Source organism: Psychrobacillus sp. AK 1817 (genome assembly GCF_008807035.1).
Taxonomy (GTDB): domain Bacteria; phylum Bacillota; class Bacilli; order Bacillales_A; family Planococcaceae; genus Psychrobacillus; species Psychrobacillus faecigallinarum.
Genome location: NZ_CP031739.1, coordinates 2,686,149 through 2,704,599, shown reverse-complemented (window position 1 = coordinate 2,704,599; position 18,451 = coordinate 2,686,149). Strand labels below are relative to the sequence as shown.

Annotated in this window: 17 protein-coding genes; all 17 read right to left on the bottom strand. The window is 39.2% G+C overall.

Annotated elements, in window-relative coordinates; translation table 11 throughout:
- Nucleotides 1-220 precede the first annotated feature (220 nt).
- The 17 genes from glmS to rocF all read right to left on the bottom strand — a co-directional run bounded on the left by glmS (nt 221) and on the right by rocF (nt 18,430).
- On the bottom strand, nt 221-2,023 hold the full coding sequence (gene glmS / locus D0S48_RS13505; protein WP_144541086.1) for a glutamine--fructose-6-phosphate transaminase (isomerizing): 1,803 nt from the start codon (nt 2,021-2,023) through the stop codon (nt 221-223).
- Between the two features lie 501 nt (nt 2,024-2,524).
- On the bottom strand, nt 2,525-3,052 hold the full coding sequence (locus tag D0S48_RS13500) for a chromate transporter (RefSeq protein ID WP_144541084.1): 528 nt from the start codon (nt 3,050-3,052) through the stop codon (nt 2,525-2,527).
- Nucleotides 3,049-3,555, bottom strand: coding sequence for a chromate transporter (locus D0S48_RS13495; protein ID WP_229654139.1), 507 nt, complete (start codon nt 3,553-3,555; stop codon nt 3,049-3,051). The genes D0S48_RS13500 and D0S48_RS13495 overlap by 4 nt, the downstream gene beginning before the upstream one ends.
- Before the next feature lie 83 nt (nt 3,556-3,638).
- Nucleotides 3,639-5,243 carry a gamma-glutamyltransferase family protein gene (locus tag D0S48_RS13490; protein WP_144541080.1) on the bottom strand — a complete coding sequence of 535 codons (1,605 nt, stop codon included), beginning with the start codon at nt 5,241-5,243 and terminating at the stop codon, nt 3,639-3,641.
- Nucleotides 5,244-5,266: 23 nt separating this feature from the next.
- A complete protein-coding gene (locus D0S48_RS13485; RefSeq protein WP_144541078.1) occupies nt 5,267-6,268 on the bottom strand; it encodes an ABC transporter ATP-binding protein in 1,002 nt (333 codons plus the stop codon).
- A complete protein-coding gene (locus tag D0S48_RS13480) occupies nt 6,243-7,247 on the bottom strand; it encodes an ABC transporter ATP-binding protein (RefSeq protein ID WP_144541076.1) in 1,005 nt (334 codons plus the stop codon). Before D0S48_RS13480 ends, D0S48_RS13485 begins: the two co-directional genes overlap by 26 nt.
- A gap of 9 nt (nt 7,248-7,256) precedes the next feature.
- The gene (locus tag D0S48_RS13475) at nt 7,257-8,807 is read right to left on the bottom strand and encodes a glutathione ABC transporter substrate-binding protein (protein WP_144541074.1); all 1,551 of its coding nucleotides are present in this window, start codon (nt 8,805-8,807) and stop codon (nt 7,257-7,259) included.
- 24 nt (nt 8,808-8,831) lie between these two features.
- Entirely contained in the window at nt 8,832-9,728 is an 897-nt protein-coding gene (locus D0S48_RS13470; RefSeq protein ID WP_144541072.1) for an ABC transporter permease, read from the bottom strand.
- Nucleotides 9,729-9,742: 14 nt separating this feature from the next.
- Nucleotides 9,743-10,684, bottom strand: a complete 942-nt coding sequence (nikB, locus tag D0S48_RS13465) for a nickel ABC transporter permease (protein ID WP_144541070.1) — start codon at nt 10,682-10,684, stop codon at nt 9,743-9,745.
- A 297-nt stretch (nt 10,685-10,981) separates the two neighbouring features.
- Nucleotides 10,982-11,431, bottom strand: a complete 450-nt coding sequence (locus D0S48_RS13460) for an Lrp/AsnC family transcriptional regulator (RefSeq protein ID WP_144541068.1) — start codon at nt 11,429-11,431, stop codon at nt 10,982-10,984.
- A 280-nt stretch (nt 11,432-11,711) separates the two neighbouring features.
- Nucleotides 11,712-12,224 (bottom strand): type 1 glutamine amidotransferase domain-containing protein, encoded by a 513-nt coding sequence (locus tag D0S48_RS13455; protein WP_144541066.1) that lies wholly within the window; start codon nt 12,222-12,224, stop codon nt 11,712-11,714.
- A gap of 269 nt (nt 12,225-12,493) precedes the next feature.
- Nucleotides 12,494-13,846 (bottom strand): phosphoglucosamine mutase, encoded by a 1,353-nt coding sequence (gene glmM, locus D0S48_RS13450; RefSeq protein ID WP_151112078.1) that lies wholly within the window; start codon nt 13,844-13,846, stop codon nt 12,494-12,496.
- A gap of 37 nt (nt 13,847-13,883) precedes the next feature.
- Nucleotides 13,884-15,164, bottom strand: a complete 1,281-nt coding sequence (locus D0S48_RS13445) for a CdaR family protein (protein WP_151112076.1) — start codon at nt 15,162-15,164, stop codon at nt 13,884-13,886.
- Nucleotides 15,157-15,993, bottom strand: a complete 837-nt coding sequence (gene cdaA / locus D0S48_RS13440) for a diadenylate cyclase CdaA (protein ID WP_144541060.1) — start codon at nt 15,991-15,993, stop codon at nt 15,157-15,159. Before cdaA ends, D0S48_RS13445 begins: the two co-directional genes overlap by 8 nt.
- Before the next feature lie 120 nt (nt 15,994-16,113).
- On the bottom strand, nt 16,114-16,761 hold the full coding sequence (locus D0S48_RS13435) for an anti-sigma factor family protein (protein ID WP_144541058.1): 648 nt from the start codon (nt 16,759-16,761) through the stop codon (nt 16,114-16,116).
- 14 nt (nt 16,762-16,775) lie between these two features.
- Nucleotides 16,776-17,348, bottom strand: a complete 573-nt coding sequence (sigW, locus tag D0S48_RS13430) for an RNA polymerase sigma factor SigW (protein WP_144541056.1) — start codon at nt 17,346-17,348, stop codon at nt 16,776-16,778.
- Nucleotides 17,349-17,524: 176 nt separating this feature from the next.
- Entirely contained in the window at nt 17,525-18,430 is a 906-nt protein-coding gene (gene rocF, locus D0S48_RS13425; protein ID WP_151112074.1) for an arginase, read from the bottom strand.
- Nucleotides 18,431-18,451 lie beyond the last annotated feature (21 nt).

Here is an 18,451-nt window from a genome sequence, read left to right as displayed (position 1 = left end):
TTGTCGTGCTTTCCCTCTTGCTCTTGTTCTTGCCTTTCTCATGCTTTTTTCTGGCTTTCCCTCTGCCTTTGGACACAAAAAAACGAGGAAAACTGGAGGGAATCCTCCGATTTTCTCTCGTTTTAGGGAACAACTTATTTGACCAAGGGAACAATTAATTTGACTTGGGAAAAACTCGATTTTGCTATAACAACATAACCTAAAAATTTATTTAACCCTATTACTCAACCGTAACAGATTTTGCCAAGTTTCTTGGTTTATCCACGTCACAGTCTCTGTGTAGAGCAGCGTAGTAGCTGATTAGCTGTAATGGGATTACGGCTACTAGTGGAGCTAAGAATTCGTGTACTTTAGGAAGTACGAAGCGGTCGCCTTCTTCCTCATGGCCCTCCATTGCGATAATACATGGGTTAGCGCCACGTGCCACTACTTCTTTTACGTTACCACGAACATTTAAGCTTACAGCCTTCTGTGTTGCTAAAGCGATTACTGGTGTGCCGTCTTCGATAAGGGCGATTGTACCATGCTTTAATTCTCCGCCAGCGAAGCCTTCTGCTTGTATATAAGAGATTTCCTTAAGCTTTAAAGCACCTTCTAAGCTTACATAGAAGTCCACATTTCTTCCGATGAAGAAAGCGTTTCTTGTAGTAGAAAGGTATTCTGCTGCAATCTCTTCTAGCTCTTCTTTAGTGTCTACAATCGCTTGAACCGCATTTGCTACAATTCCAAGCTCCTTCACAACATCAAAGTCTAACTCTTGGCCTTGTGACTTAGCAAATACAGATGCAGTTACCATAAGTACTGCTACTTGTGCCACATAAGCTTTTGTAGAGGCTACAGCGATTTCCGGACCAGCATGAAGTAATAACGTGTGGTCTGCTTCACGAGAAAGCGTAGATCCTGGTACGTTAGTTACGGTTAATGTTGGATAACCTTTTTCTTTGATTTTCACTAATACTTGGCGGCTATCTGCTGTTTCGCCAGATTGCGTGATGAAGATGAATAAAGGTTTTTTTGAAAGTAGAGGCATATTGTATCCAAACTCACTTGAGATATGCACCTCTACTGGAATACCAGCAATTTTCTCGAAGTATTCTTTACCGATTAAACCAGCGTGATAGCTAGTTCCTGCTGCAATAATGTACAAGCGGTCTGCTTCTTTTAGTGCATCTAAAATTGCAGAGTCAATAGTAAGCTCACCTTGTTCATTTTGATATGCTTGTATAATTTTACGAAGAACAGCTGGCTGCTCATCAATCTCTTTTAACATATAGTGAGGGTAAGTCCCTTTTTCAATATCACTCATGTCTAGCTCTGCTTTGTAAGGAGCACGCTCTACCTTTGTACCATCAAGCGTTTGGATTTCCACTGATTCCTTGCGCACGATTACGATTTCTTGGTCATGAAGCTCTACGTATTGCTCTGTAACTTGTAGCATAGCCATTGCGTCAGAAGCAACTACGTTAAATCCTTCTCCTACACCTACAAGAAGTGGAGATTTGTTTTTAGCTACATAGATCGTGTTTTCATCTTTATTGTCTATCAATGCGATTGCATAAGAACCATGGATTAAGTGCAATGTTTTTCTAAGAGCATCTACCGTAGATAGACCATCTTTGGAGAAACGTTCGATTAACTGAACGATAACCTCAGTATCTGTGTCAGAAGCCATTTCAACGTCTGCTAAATAAGCTTTTTTCAGTAAATGATAGTTTTCGATTACACCATTATGCACTAGTGTAAAACGTTTTGTTGTACTTTGATGAGGGTGAGCATTTTCTTGGTTTGGAACACCGTGAGTTGCCCAGCGAGTATGACCAATTCCTAGATTTGCACTTACATCTCCATCTACCGCTTCACGTAAATCTGCGATACGTCCTTTTTCCTTAAATACCATTACTCCGTCTTCATTTAAAACTGCAATTCCCGCAGAATCATATCCACGGTACTCTAATTTTTCTAAGCCTTTTAATAAAATTTCTTTCGCATCGTTTTCACCGATATATCCTACAATTCCACACATAATTTATATTCCTCCGTTATCATTCATGTCAAAATAAGCATGTTGAAAAGCTTGCCTTAGCGATAAAACGCCTGTGGAAACACACATAATCTATGCGATACCACTATTGCGCTTATCCTAAACATCTTTCACATACACATACCTATTAAGCTAAGAATGCCTTCTTTTCCCTTTTGTCATTCAATCACTTGAATGGTTTATGAAAAAGAATTACAACCGGGCAAATACGGTCGGGAGGCATCCGCCGAAATATCGATAACCTCCACCTCGTCTGCTGAAGATTCGTTTCGTCCAATTTCTTCAGCTCAGGCGCTATAATTGTTTTCCTGCTTTTAACGCGTTACCTATCCTTCCTTTCTACGCGGTTACCAGTATTCTAATATAATGTAACTCCATCATTATATCTTCTCATTATATGTGAGTCAATCGAAACCACAAGGCCAAAAGTACCGAGAAATGTATAAATGAAGAAAGAGACCTATCGCTAATGGTCTCTTTTACTCATACAATAACTGCTCCGTAAACAAGCGCTATTATGATAACAAATGCAGGATGTAGTTTTACCTTCTCTAAAAGCAAATAGCTTCCTACTATTAAGATAAGAGTTGATATTATGCCAATACCATCTAATGATTCTTGTGCAAACTGGATAGTCATTACACCTAGTAATACAGCTATTACTGGTCTTATCAGCTTTGTAAGGTTTTTGACTTCTGGCGCTTCTTTATATTTTAATAGAACAGCCATCATACTAATCATGAGTATTAAGGAGGGTGCAACGGTCGCAAAGAGAGCAATAGTTGCCCCTAATATTCCGCCCTCTGCATAACCAATATAGCCTGCCATTTTTGTAGCTATTGGTCCAGGTAATGAGTTTCCAAGGGCTACAACCTCACTAAATTCCTGAGTTGTCATCCACTGATAGTTTTCAACTACCTCATGCTCTATCAATGGAATAGAGGCAGGGCCACCACCATAGCCCAATATACCTGGAAGAAAAAATGCTAAAAACAATTGCCAGTAAATCACTTGCTTCCCCTCCTTTTTAATAGAGGGAAAAAGGCGATTGCCATACAAACTACTATGATAATTGCTGGATGTATATGTATAAGCTCCATAAGCAATGCAGCAACAGCTATTATTAAACATGCCTGCCACCATCCAAAGGATTCTCCAGTTTTTTTGATAAAGTCCCAGGTCATTAATGCTAACATAACTGCGACAACTGGAATAACTGCAGCTGTCATATTTTGAACTCTTGGTGAGTCCTTAAATGATTGCAGAAATCCTAGCAGAAGAATCATCAGTATTACTGTAGGGATGACCGAAGCGATGAGTGCATTGACACAACCCCAAAAGCCAGCAATGCGATATCCGATGTAGCCTGCCATCTTGGTTGCTATTGGACCTGGCATTGTATTTGCCAGTGCTAATGTATCACCGAATTCCTCATCATCCATCCAATTATACTTCTTAACAACTTCCTGATGAACTAGGGGTATCGAGGAAGGTCCACCTCCGAATCCAAGCATACCAACTCGGAAGAATGCCCAACTTATATCTCTTTGAAGTACCGGCTTAGGACGCACAGAGCTTTTCTCCAAAGGCTGACGTTCTACCACGCTGCGATAGCTCCATCCGTTCGAGATTCTGTTCCCCCTTGTAGAACGCCCGTATCTGCATTTCTCCAAATAATCTGCCCACGTCCAAAGCTTCCTCCATCAGTTGCCACTTGGATATCATGCCCTTTTCTCACCAAACTTTGTACCAAATAGTTAGGGAACTCTGGCTCAACATGTACAGTTTTACCCTTCATCCACTGCCAACGAGGAATATCAAGCGTCGCTTGTGGATTTAACATATAATCTATGGTACTAGTCACTACTTGAAAATGCCCCTGTGGCTGCATATAGCCTCCCATTATGCCAAATGGCCCTACTGCTTCTCCCTCTTTCGTTAAGAATCCAGGGATAATGGTGTGGTAAGTTTTTTTACCTGGCTTCAATACGTTAGGATGTGATTCATCTAAAGAGAAGTCATGTCCTCTGTTTTGGAGAGCAATTCCTGTCCCTGGAATGACAACACCTGACCCAAAGCCCATGTAATTACTTTGAATATAAGAAACCATATTTCCTTCTTCATCGGCAGTTGCCAGATAAACCGTCCCGCCCTTTGGTAATTCATACGGCTCTGGATCTGCTGCTTCATCTTGAATTACCTCTTTGCGTTTCTCGGCATACTCCTCTGACAATAAATGCTCGAATTTTACTGGCATTGCTTCGGGATCTGTTATAAATGCCTGTCCATCTGTGAAAGCTAATTTCATCGATTCAATTTGCTGATGAATGGTGTGTGCACTTTGCCACTGAGGTTTATCCATCTTTTTAAATACATTTAATGCCATTAAAGCAACCATTCCTTGGCCGTTTGGTGGAATTTCCCAAACATCATAGCCCCGATAATCCACAGAAATGGGATCTACCCACTCAGGCTGATAGGATTCCAAATCACTTTTAGAAAGATATCCTCCATGCTTTTTCATGAAACCATCAATTTGATCAGCAATTTCTCCTTCATAAAAAGCTCTAGCTTTAGTTTCTCCGATTGCTCGGAGAGTGCTCGCATGACCTGGGGATTTCCACACTTCTCCAATTTCAGGAGGACGTCCATCTGGAGCAAACGTTTCAAACCATGCGTTATACTCCTCGGTCGTAAAGCTTGCTTTAAACTTTTTGTATGCCACCTTCCAATATTTCCCTAGTATTGGTGTCAGAGGATAGCCTTCCTCCGCGTACTGTATAGCAGGCTCTAGTACCTCCTTTAACGGTAGCTTGCCAAACCTTTCAGATAAGGCTGCCCATGCTGCTGGAACTCCGGGTACAGTTACTGGAACTACTCCATACACAGGAACTTTTTCTAAACCTTGTGCTCTTAGCTTCTCTGCTGAAATGGATTGTGGCGCGGGGCCAGATGCATTCAAACCATGAAGCTTGTCCTTTGTCCATATTAAAGCAAAAGCGTCTCCTCCGATTCCATTAGAGGTAGGTTCCAAAACTGTTAATGCAGCGGCTGTTGCAATAGCTGCATCAATTGCATTTCCACCTTTTTTTAATATATCTAAGCCGGCCTGCGCTGCTAAAGGCTGTGATGTTGCTACCATTCCTTTTTTAGCAAATACGGTACTTCTCTTACCTGGAAATGGGTGATATAAGTAATCCATGATGTGATTCCCCTTTATAAGCTTTAAATTTTAGTCCCTGCAAAGTGACAGGCAGCAAAGTGACCTTCCTTTACCTGCTCCCATGCAGGCATATCTTTTTTACAAATATCTTGGGCTATCGGGCAACGTGTATGAAACGGACAGCCCGATGGAGGATTGGCTGGATTAGGAAGGTCCCCTTGAAGTCGAATACGTTTCGAACTTCGATTTACCGAAGGACGTGGAATAGCGGACAGCAACGCCTGAGTGTAAGGATGCGTTGGATTTTTAAATAAGTCCTCTACTGTGCCAAGCTCTACCGTATTACCTAAATACATAACTAGCACTCGGTCGCAAAAATAGCGAACTACTCCTAGATCATGAGAGATGAATAAGTAAGACAGCTGGTATTTTTGTTGAAGAGTTTTTAATAGCTTTAAAACTTGAGCTTGAACAGATACATCTAAAGCAGAAACAGCTTCATCACATATAACGAAGGAAGGATTTAAGGCGATAGCTCTAGCTATCCCAATCCTTTGACGCTGCCCACCACTAAATTCGTGAGGATAACGTTCGTAATGCTCCTCTCTAAGCCCTACTTCATTTAGGAGGTCTATTACAGCATTACGCCTTTCTATTTTGGTTAAGTTTGTATGCATAACAAAGACCTCTTCTAATGCATGCCCAATTCTCTGTCTAGGATTTAGGGATGCAAAAGGGTCCTGAAAAATCATCTGCATTTCCTTAACAAACTTTAACTTCTCTTTTCTCTTAAGGTTTTGAATTTCTTGTTCCTTAAATATTACTTTTCCAGCTGTCAGTTCCTCTAGTCCTAAGATGGCTCTACCTAAGGTAGATTTGCCACAACCTGATTCTCCAACTACCCCAAGGCTTTCTCCTTCGTATAACTTAAGGTTTACCTCTTGAACTGCCTGCACATGACCTTGAACTCTCTTTAATATCCCGCCTTTAATAGGGAAATACTTTTTAACTCCATTTAATTCAAGGAGGACCTTCTGATCAGTTTTGGGTGACAAGTTGACCATTTTTTACTTCCTCCTCTTCGTATAACCAGCAACTTACCATGTGGCCCTGCTCGTCATTTATCTCTGGTGGTGCCAGCTCTTTACACTTTGCGGTGGCAAACTTACAACGTGGGTGAAATCTGCAACCTTGAATTTTCTCCTGCAGACTTGGAAGAGAGCCAGGAATAGGCTCTAATTCAAAATCAGGATCGTCTACATTTGGCACAGAGTTTAAAAGTCCTTGAGTATACGGGTGTTTTGGATTTTTGAAGATATCTTCTACCATGCCTTCCTCAACCTTCTTGCCTGCATACATCACCATAACCTTATCCGCTACCTCAGCTACTACTCCCATGTCATGTGTAATGAGCATGATGCCCATATTTAGCTTTTCCTTTAACTCATTGATGAGGTCTAATATTTGGGCTTGTATTGTCACGTCTAATGCTGTTGTAGGTTCGTCCGCAATAAGTAAACCAGGATGGCATGAGAGAGCAATTGCAATCATAACCCGCTGTCTCATTCCTCCGCTCAGCTCATGGGGATACTGACTCATCCGTTTTTCAGGATAAGGGATTCCTACTTGGTTTAGCAGATCAATACCTTGTTTGTGTGCCTCCGATTTAGATAATCCATGATGAAGCATTAAAGGCTCTCTCAATTGGTATCCCACTGTCAATACTGGATTGAGTGCTGTCATCGGCTCTTGGAAAATCATCGAGATCTTATTGCCCCGCATCTTTCTCAATTCTTCGTATGGAAGGCTTTGAATTTCTTTTCCCTCATACTTGACTTGACCTGCAGCGATTTTACCATTGCTTGGCAAAAGACCAATGACTGACAAGGATGTAATACTCTTACCACAGCCGGACTCACCAACGATGCACAGTGTTTCTCCTTTTGAAACAGAAAAGGAGACATCTCGCACGGCTTGAACATTACCGTCTGCCGTGCGAAATTCAGTTACTAAATTGTTCACTTCTAATAATGTCTCCCTCATCAGATATACCTACTTTCCAGTTACATTTTTTAATGTCCATTTACCAGTGGAATCTAGGTTCAATCCTGTGTAGGTGTTATCCAAAGCCGATGTAACAACTCCGTGATACATAACTACTACAGCATTTTCTTCTAGCATTAATTTGTTTGCTTGGTCTAATAATTTTGCGCGCTCTTCTTGATCAACTGTTGTGCGTGATTGCATTACTAAGTCGTCAAATGCTGCATTGCTATATTGTGCTCTGTTAGATGAGCCTACATTGTCACTATGGAAGTTCGGGTAAAATAATTCAGAACCATCTCCCGTTACATTTGACCAGCTTAAGAATGTTAAGTCATATTCGCCTGCACGAGCTGAGTCTAAGTATGTTGCCCATTCCATAGACTCGATTTCAACTTTAAATCCTGCCTCTACTAGTTGAGCTTGTACTATTTCAGCCATTAATGTTGTATTAGCACGGTTAGCTGTTAATAATTTTAGTGGTTGATCACCGTATCCATTTTTCTCCACTAATTCCTTTGCATGATCCAAATCGTAAGGAGTTCCAGCATTCTCTGCTGACTTATCATATCCAAATACCTTTGGTCCAACTACGCTATCACTTCTAACACCTAATCCATTCAATTTAGAGACAAACGCATCGCGATCTATTGCTGAAGCAACTGCTTCTCGGAATTCCGGATCTTGATTCATTTCTTTTAAGTGGTTAAATGCAAAGTAATAGACTGGAGAGCCATCTATTTTTTGAATGTCAATGTTGTCCATCGATTCTAAACGATTGATTTGTTCTGTTGGAAGGTTATCGATAAATTGAACCTCACCTGTTTGTAGCATAGAAATTGCTGTAGAAACCTCAGGAACCACCTTGAACACTACTTTCTTTAAATCAGGTGCTCCGTTCCAATATTCCTCGTTTGCTTCTAGCTCCAACTGGTCTCCAGATGTCCAACTAACAAATTTAAATGGTCCTGTACCTACTGGCTCTTTCATTAAGTCTTGTTTTTGGTCAGCGCTAGGGCTTACGATTGCCGAGTTTGTATGAGAGAGTGCTGCTAAGAACGCTCCATAAGGATATTTCGTTGTAATTTTCACTGTGTATTCATCTTCCACTGTGATTTCTTCCACTGATTCTAAAAGAGAAGCACGTGGCGCGCCAGTTGCTGGGTCGCGTAATTTATCAAAAGTATACTTAACAGCTTCAGCGTTAAATGGAGTTCCATCATGGAATTGTACGCCTTCTTTTAGTTTAAAGATCCATGTATTTTCATCAGGATTTTCATAGGATTCTGCTAATTTTGGTTCAATTTCCAATGTTTCTGAGTTACGTTGAAAAAGTGTTTCATAAACCTGTTCAATAACATTTGCAGAAGGAGAATCGTTGGTCATGATTGGTGACAAGCCAACAGCATCTGTTGTAGTTGCATAAGTAAAGGTTTTACCACTAATATCGCTTCCGGAACCACCGTTTTCTTTTGGTGCTGATGAGGATTCTCCTCCAGAACAAGCTGCTAGCACGATTGAAACAACAAATAATAAAATAAATAACCATTTTTTCTTCATTTTCATATTCTCCTCTACTTCTTTTTATTGGATGTCCATATTTGGATCTAATGCATCTCTTAATCCGTCTCCTAGTACGTTAAAGGCAAACACGGTTAACATAATTGCTATTCCAGGAATAATTGTTAAATGAGGTGACGTCCACATATAACTTTGCCCTTGTGAAATCATTGCTCCCCATTCTGGTGTAGGAGGCTGTGCCCCTAATCCTAAGTAACTGAGAGAAGCTGTTGAGAGGATAGCTGTTCCCATTCTCATTGTGGCAAACACGATGATCGGTGCCATGGCATTGGGTAGAATATGACGAATCATAATCCTTAAATCAGACGCTCCTAATGATTTTAGAGCCATAATGTACTCTTTTTGTTTAATAGAAAGTACCGAACCTCTGACTATGCGCGCGCAGCTTGGTATTGACCAAATACTAATGGCTATCGCCACATTGACCAAGCTAGTACCTAAGATAGCTATGATTAACATAGCAAGCAGAATTCCAGGGAAGGAGAAGAGCAAATCTACTATTCTCATAATGATTCCATCTAGCTTTTTATAATAGCCACCGAGCAACCCAAGAGTAATTCCTCCAAGCAACCCAAGACTAACGGCTGCGATTCCCACTAATAGAGAAATCCTTGATCCATAAACAATACGAGACCAAACATCTCGCCCATAATTATCTGTCCCTAACCAATGTCCGTCTGAAAAGACTGGAAGTTCACTTGCTACAAGGTTTTGCTTTGATGGGTCATATGTTGCTAACCATGGAGCAAAGACAGACATGATAATCAGCCCTAAGATAATAGCAAAACCTAAGACTGCCAATTTATTTTTAAAGAGGCGCTTCATCGTCGTAACTATTACCTTATCCTTCTTTCTTGTTGCAGTTGGAAGTTTATTATTAACTGAAATGGTGTTAGACATATGATCCCTCCTTCTTAGTCATAGCTTATCCTTGGGTCTATGAATGTGTAGACAATATCAACAAGGAGATTCACGACCACGAATAATGTTGCAACTAATAAAACGGAAGCCTGTACCATTGGGAAATCCCTTTGTGCAATAGCATCCACCATCAACCTTCCAACTCCGTTGATTGCAAACACTTTTTCCGTAATAATTGTTCCTCCGAGTAAGCCACCAAAGTTAACACCAATGACCGTCACTACTGGAATCATTGCGTTTTTTAGAGTATGTACCCAAATGACTGACCTTTCTTTTACACCTTTTGCTCTGGCCGTTCTTACATAATCGGCTTTAGCTACCTCTAGCACGGAGGATCTTGTCATCCTCGAAATCATTGCTGCTGCACTAGTGCCAAGTGTGATTGCAGGAAGGATCATCTGCTTAAAGCCTTCTAACGTGTAAAAAGGTGCTGATAAACCACCTACTGGAAGCCATTGTAAATTTACAGCAAATACTAATATCAACAATGCTCCCAACCAAAAGTTCGGTATGGATATTCCTGCAAGTGCTAGAGTAGTAGATGTCATATCGAGCCATGAGTTTTGCTTTAAGGCTGATATCAATCCGGCAACCACCCCTATTATGATGGCGACAATCATACTCGCAATGGCTAACTTAAAAGTATTTGGTAGCCTGATAGCTATTGCCTCAGAAACTGATTGTTTAGATTGATAGGAGTAACCAAAATCTCCTTGAACCGCATTTTTTACATATCGACCGTACTGAACTAGGAAAGGATCATTTAGTCCCAAGTTTTCTCTTATGGACTCCAAATCCGATTCGGTTGCTGTCGGCCCACCTACCATAGTGGCAGGATCCCCAGGCGCTATGTACATAGATGAAAATACTAGAAATGATATACCGAAAAGCAAGAAAAGAAGCTGTATACCACGCCTTACTATTAAAGAAATCACAATCCCACCAACCTTTTCTACACTTGTTAATCATTTCTTTGTTTTTGGTTAACAAATGACTGATTTTTAATAGTTTTGATTATAATACAACAATTAGCAAAAATCTATATGAATTTTCAAATAAATTTATTTATTTCATTTATTCTTTACTTTTAGACTTAATAAATAATTTATCTATTACTTTTCGAATAGAATATCTCCTATTTTATTACTTTATGTATTATTATTGTTTTGTACAAAAGTAAACGCTTCCATTCTTTTTGTCCATGCAAAAAGGCATCCTCTAAAGGATGCCTTTTATAATTTTAAGCCACTACGACTTTTAAATCTTCTCAATAAAATATGGCTTTCAACTCTCGTAATACCTTCTAATGCATACAACTCTTCATTGATAAATTTTTCTAGACTAATGAAGTCATCAACTAACACATGCATATGTAAGGTGGAAGGTCCTGTCATTTGGTAGCAACTCGCTACACTTGGGTTGTTTGCTAATTTCTCTGCAACTTCCACTAATGATGAAGGCTCACAATCCACTTCAAAAAAGCCGGATACCCCTTTACCTACTTTTTCAGAATTGATCACTACAGTGAATCTTTCAATAATTCCTTCCTTCTGTAGTTGATGAACCCTCTCCCTTACAGCAACTCTAGAAAGATTTAATTCCTTCCCAATGTCTACATATGATAATCGACCATTAGCTGTTAACAGTTCTAGAATTCGCTTGTCTACCGCATCAATTCCCATTGTATATCTCCCTCCCATCTAATATAATAGATGATTAACTTTACTTTAGAAAGCAAAAATATCATTATAACGACATAATGTAAAGAAAAATACAGTTTACTCTTTACATTGAAAAAATCTATATATCTTTTGCATATACATAATGCGTGGTTGAACCAAATAGAAAATTTTAGAACACATAATTAAAGGCAAGAATGTGTTGATTTAACAGCATTCTTGCCTTTTCTAGTTCTATAGTTTTGTTTTTAGAAAGACTAATTGAAGAGCCTTCCTATTTACATTAAGCTAACAGCTTCACGATTTCACGGTTAAATGCCGGAATATCGTCAGGCGTACGACTTGTTACTAGCTGGTTTTGACAAACGAATACTTCTTCGTCATGGAACTTAACGCCAGCATTCTCTAGATCCACTTGAATGGATTTATAACCAGTTGCATCGCGACCATTTAATGTTTTCGCAGTAATTAAAAGTTGTGGTCCGTGACAGATTGCAAATACTGGTTTCTTAGCATCCATAAAGTATTTTGCAAATTGTACGAAGCGATCATCCGCACGTAAAATATCTGGAGAAAAACCGCCAGGAATGAACAATGCATCGAATTCCTCTGGTTTTACATCATCAATCCCATAGTCAATCGTTACATTTACTTCTCCGTTTTTACCTGTTACTTGTTTTCCAGCCTCTTCTTCAATTGCAAACACCTCGTGCCCAGCTTCGTTTAGTGCTTGTGCTGGTTTGGCGTATTCTGAGTCCTCAAACATATTTGTGATTAATGTTGCTACTTTAGCCATTTCCTCACTCCTCAATTGTTTGTTCTCTCTTATAATTCCACACTTTAAGGTGCATTAAACATTTTTGATAAAAATAATAGTTGAGGATAGACTAATCGTCTAATTCCTTTTAGAATTCTCCCTCCCTTTGTTGGGTAACCTATCTGAAAGGAATTGAGAACATCAGAAAACAACTGCTATGTACTATGACTCTTTACATACAAAAAAATCCTCGACCATTAGGAACTAACAGTCGAGGATGCAAAATATTTATATTGAATGATTTCTATTTATTCTACTAGGCCCATTTCAGCTTTTACAACTTCTACGATACGGCTCACATAGTTTTCACAGTCTTCCTCGGAGGAAGCTTCTACCATTACACGCACTAATGGCTCTGTTCCAGATGGACGCACTAATACACGGCCGTTTCCAGCCATTTCAGTCTCTACTTCGTTAATAATTGCTGCTACTTTTTCATTTTCTGTTACAGCATGCTTATCTGTTACACGAACATTAACTAGTTTTTGTGGGTATATCTTCATCTCAGCTGCAAGCTCTGAAAGTTTTTTACCAGTTACCTTCATGATGTTCACTAACTGCAAACCAGTCAGCAATCCATCGCCTGTTGTATTGTAATCTAGGAAAATAATATGTCCTGATTGTTCTCCACCCAAGTTATATCCATTTTTCTTCATTTCTTCCACAACATAGCGATCTCCTACAGCAGTTTTAACGCTAGTCATTTCATTTGCCTCTAGCGCCTTGTAGAAGCCCATATTACTCATAACAGTAGAAACTACCGTCTGGTTATTTAAACGTCCTTGGGAATTTAAATACTTGGCACAGATGTACATAATTTGGTCGCCATCAACTATGTTACCTTTTTCGTCCACTGCAATAAGTCTGTCTCCATCACCATCAAATGCTAAACCAACAGCTGCTCCCTTTTCCAAAACAAATTTCGCTAGGCCGTCTGGATGAGTAGAGCCTACTCCATCATTAATATTTAAGCCATTAGGAGAAACGCCCATCGTTGATAGGTCAGCATCTAAATCAGCAAATACATGAGTCCCTAAAGAGGATGTAGCCCCATTCGCACAATCTAAAGCAACATGGATACCGACGAAATCTTCATCGATCGTTTGCTTCAAGTATTGAATGTATTTTTGTCCGCCTTCGAAGTAATCGGAAACCGATCCAACTCCCCCACCAGTAGGTCTAGGAAGTTCGTCCTTCTCTGCATCAAGCAGTTGCTCAATCTCTTCTTCTTGTTCATCGGAAAGTTTAAAGCCGTCTGAACCAAAGAATTTGATGCCGTTATCTTCCACAGGGTTGTGGGAAGCAGAAATCATGACACCTGCATCTGCACTCATTACTCTAGTCAAATAAGCTACACCTGGTGTACTAATTACACCTAAGCGCATTACTTCTACCCCAACCGATAAAAGACCTGCAACAAGGGCGCCTTCTAGCATATGACCAGAAATACGTGTGTCTCTTCCGATCAATACCTTTGCTCGTTCCTTTGACTCTTTTGTTAATATATAACCGCCAAAACGACCTAATTTAAATGCAAGTTCTGGTGTTAGTTCAGAGTTTGCTACACCTCTTACGCCATCTGTCCCAAAATATTTTCCCATTTTGATCTACTCTCCTTAATTACCTGTTATCCTGCTTTTATGCTTCTATTATCGTTAGTTTTGCTTCGGATTCAGATGTTTGCCATTCTATATTCGAAGGGCCATCAATTTGAATAGGGAGAATCGCTTCTCCAACTTCTGAATTTTGTGCATCAACATATATGGATATATCCCCTGATTGCACTTTCTCTAATGCTTCAGCTGTTCCCTTTCCCACTAAAACGACAACCCCATCTGCAGGAACATTAAACTTACTCTCTAATTCCTCAGGTAAACCCTTTATAGCGATTTTCATACCTGGAAAGGATTTTTCTATTATTTCACTGGATGCAGATGTATCCTCTTCTTTCACCGTTTCTTCTGCCTCTGTTGTAGAAGGGGCTTCGGTGACATCAACCTTTACTTCAATTTTTTCTTGAGATATCCTTGTGATTCCTTCAGGTTGAGTCAGCTTCACATCAAATGTACCGGCTTTCTCAATTTTACTCACATCTACATCGACATTCAACCTCTCAATTTTATCCACCGTTGCTCGTGGGCCATATATCCGAACGGTTTCTGTGTCTTTAGATATATTATTGATTGTTAACCCAGCCTTAGGTGTTCCTTTTCTCACAATCGAAATTGGTACTTCTTTACTGTATTCTTCCACAGTCAATTTAACTTGCACGGTCCTTGGTTCAACAGATACATCTAATTTGTTCAGGTCTAAGTCCAGGACTCTGACACTTGCTTGCTGTTCAAAGGACTTATTGATGCCTTTTTCACTTGAGATAGTTGCTTTTACATAACCTATGCTTTGAATGATACTTTTTGCACCTGTAATCGTAACTGTTTTTGGTTCCACACTAGAAGATTTTAATACATAGTTCTCTGCTAATAAGTTTTCATTCATATCTAGGTCGACTTTAAACTCTTGTGTGATACGCTCCTCTATTACAACATTTACATAAACAGGATCAGTACGAACCTTTAACTTTTCGGAGAAATTCTCATTCGAAATGGCAACTCTATGTTCTCCAATTGGAAGTTCTCTTAAATCTACAAATAGTTTATAATCCTTCATGATTTTTGCTGATGTTACGAGCTGAGTAGGGCCTTCTATATTGACGTCTACCGTATCAGGTACTCCAGTCACAACTAAATTTTCATCATCATAATAAATCTCTACCGGTACTTCTCTTATCATATCTATCGTTTTGCTGCTTGAGTTCTGATTGTCAGATTCAATGTCAGATTTCACGGATACAAACAGCAGTATGGCAAAGGTAAGTGTGATAATTCGCAAAAGCCATGGATTATTCATCATTCTATCCATTTTGTTTCCCCCTCCATAGCCACTTAGAAGGTGTTGCTTGCTCCTCTGAAGGACCAAACCAAAGTCTTGTTAAATGATTTTTAAATTCATCTATAGAAAGATTTCGATGTAGGTCTCCATTAGATGTAAGACTAACTGCACCTGTTTCCTCCGATACCACAATTGTTATCGCATCTGTGACTTCACTGAGTCCTATTGCAGCTCGGTGCCTTGTTCCAAGTTCTTTAGAGATAAAAGGACTTTCAGAAAGCGGCAAATAACAACCAGCAGAGGCTATCTTATTCTTTTGAACAATAACAGCGCCATCATGTAGTGGTGTATTTGGAATAAAGATGTTAATCATCAACTCAGAAGTTAAGTGGGAATTTAGAGTTATTCCTGTCTCTATATATTCCGTTAATCCAGTCTCTCTTTCTATAGAAATCAAGGCTCCTATACGTCTTTTTGCCATATAGCTAACCGATTTGGTCATTGCTTCTATTAAACGAGTTTGCTCTTCTTCTTCATGCAGTGAGCTTCTAGAGAACAATTTACCTCTACCTATTTGTTCTAACGCTCTTCTAATTTCAGGTTGGAATATTATAATGATAGCTAAGAAACCAAATTCAATTACTTGGTTTAACATCCAGCCTAGAGTATCCAGGCCTAGAAAATCTGTTACTACCTTTGCAATGACTATTACAAAAATACCTTTTAACAATTGAACTGCTTTTGTTCCTTTAATAAGAGTTATTAATTTATATATAACAAACCATACGAATAAAACGTCTAAAATATTGACGATTACATTCACTGGCATCAAGTCCGTAAATTGTTCCATAAACGACATTGGGCATCCCCCACTTTTCCTCGCGAATCCATATAAAGAAAGTATAACATACATGTAGTATAGATTTCTCTTTCTAACTCTAACGAAAAAAGTCCATCCAAAGTTTCCTGGATAGACTTTTTATTCGTTTGTCTTTTCATTTTTAAAGAAGGAAGCTATATCTTTAGCACTATCTTTTATGGTATACCATAGCCAATCGAATACTTGATTTATTTCCTCCGTTTTACCTGTAACATTTGCGGTAGAAGCCATATATTTAGAGCCGTCAATAATGGAACCATTAATAACTGTTAGATTACCATCCAGTTCACCATCTACTCTAACATCCCCATTTTTAACTACCAAGTCGCCTTTAACGACTTGTCCTTCAGGGATTATAACCGTTTCTCCCTCGACGATTACATGCTCTTGCTTAGTAAACGAAAATTGCTGATCGTTATTATAATTTGAGAAAAGTGCACTACTCATTAACAAAAGAAACATTGCAGCTGCAGTCATAACCGGATGTTGTCTGAACCATCTGCTTACTCCAGTATGTGATTTCTCTTTTGGAAGTCTAGACATAACGGACAGAGTAAAATCATTTGGTGCCTCTACATGAGCAGCACCCTTCACAAAAGCCACCACATCGCTCAGCTCGTGCATATGATTACGACATTCCGGGCATGATTGCAAGTGTGATTTGAGCTCCAGCTCGTGTTCACGACTAATTTCACCATCTAGATATTCATGCATATAGTGAACAATTCGTTCTGGACACGCACTCATCATGATTCCTCCTATTATAGATTAGGTTGTTTACTTAATTGTTTTCGAAGTGCTTCCCGACCTCTATGAATTCTTGTTTTCACTGTACCCAATGGGAGGTCTAAAATTTCACTAATTTCCTGTAAAGATAGTTCCTCCATATATTTAAGTACAATTGCGGATCGATACTTATCAGGAAGCCTGCTAATCTCATATTGAATTCTTTCTTGTAGCTCCAGCTTCATCAGTTCTTCCTCAGGAAGTTCCTCAGACGCTGCAATTTGGGAATACATATCTAGACCTTCCGTACCCTTTACTTCTGCATCTAAATAATAATCAGGCTTTTTTTTACGTATACGGTCGATACATAAGTTTGTTGCTATACGGTAAAGCCATGTTGAGAATTTTCTTTTTTGATCAAACGTGTGAATATTAATATAGGCTCGCACAAATGCTTCCTGTGCAATGTCCTCAGCCTCGTGACGATTGCCAAGCATTCGATAGCAAACTTGGAAAAGCCTATTTTGGTAAAGGTCGACAATCTCCGCGAATGCGTCTTTATCTCCTTTTAACACTTGTTTTATTCTCTTGTTAACTAACGCATCCATCGTGTGATTTTCCCCTCCGCTCTATGCGGCTGTCTCTACCTATACGTTTAAGGATTCAACAGGTTTCATTTTTTTATGTTATTTTTAATTTTATCAAACATTTCCAGCTTTGTGTTGATTTTAAAAAAAGAAAAAGCAGACCATTTGCCTGCTTTTCAAAAAAATACTTAAAACAATTATATTAAACTTTCTCCAAATAATGAGCCCATAAGTGCGACTGCCGCATCAGCTGTTCTATTTTTTTCATCCAGGATAGGGTTTACTTCCACAAACTCTGCTGAAGTAATTAAATGGGAAGAATACAGCATTTCCATAGCTAAGTGACTTTCACGATAGCTTATTCCACCTGGTACTGGTGTCCCTACTCCAGGAGTATAAAGTGGATCTAGTCCATCTAAATCTAATGATAAATGAACTCCGTCTACTTTACGTTCTAGGAAATAATCCATTGTTTGATTCATAACCTCTGTCATCCCGAGTTTATCTATTTCATGCATGGAGAAAACTTTAATACCTTTTTCTTTAATCAGTTCTCTTTCCCCTGGATCAACTGAACGTGCTCCGATGATTACAATGTTCTCCGGTTTAATCTTTGGCGCAAAGTCACGGATATTCACTAAATCATCATGACCTAGGCCAATACTTACTGCTAGCGGCATTCCGTGAATATTACCTGATGGAGATGTTTCAGCTGTGTTTAAGTCAGCATGAGCATCATACCAAATAACACCTAGATTTTCATATTGATCCGAGAGCCCTGCTAATGTACCAATTGCAATGCTATGGTCTCCTCCAAGGACAAGTGGAAATTCTCCTTCTGTCACAACGGAATGGACTTTGTTAGCTAAAGCTGTATTTGCTTCTATCACTTGTTCTAAATTTCGAAGAGTTGTATTAGGTGACTTTTCTTCTCTAGTTTGACTGATTAAAATGTCTCCTTCATCTTTCACCGTATGCCCAAGAGCTTTTAAACGCTCAACGACACCAGCATATCGTATGGCACTAGGTCCCATGTCGACTCCTCTTCTATTTTGCCCAAGATCCATAGGAACACCGATAATTGATACATTTAATTTATTCATTATTTTATACCCCCTTCAGTT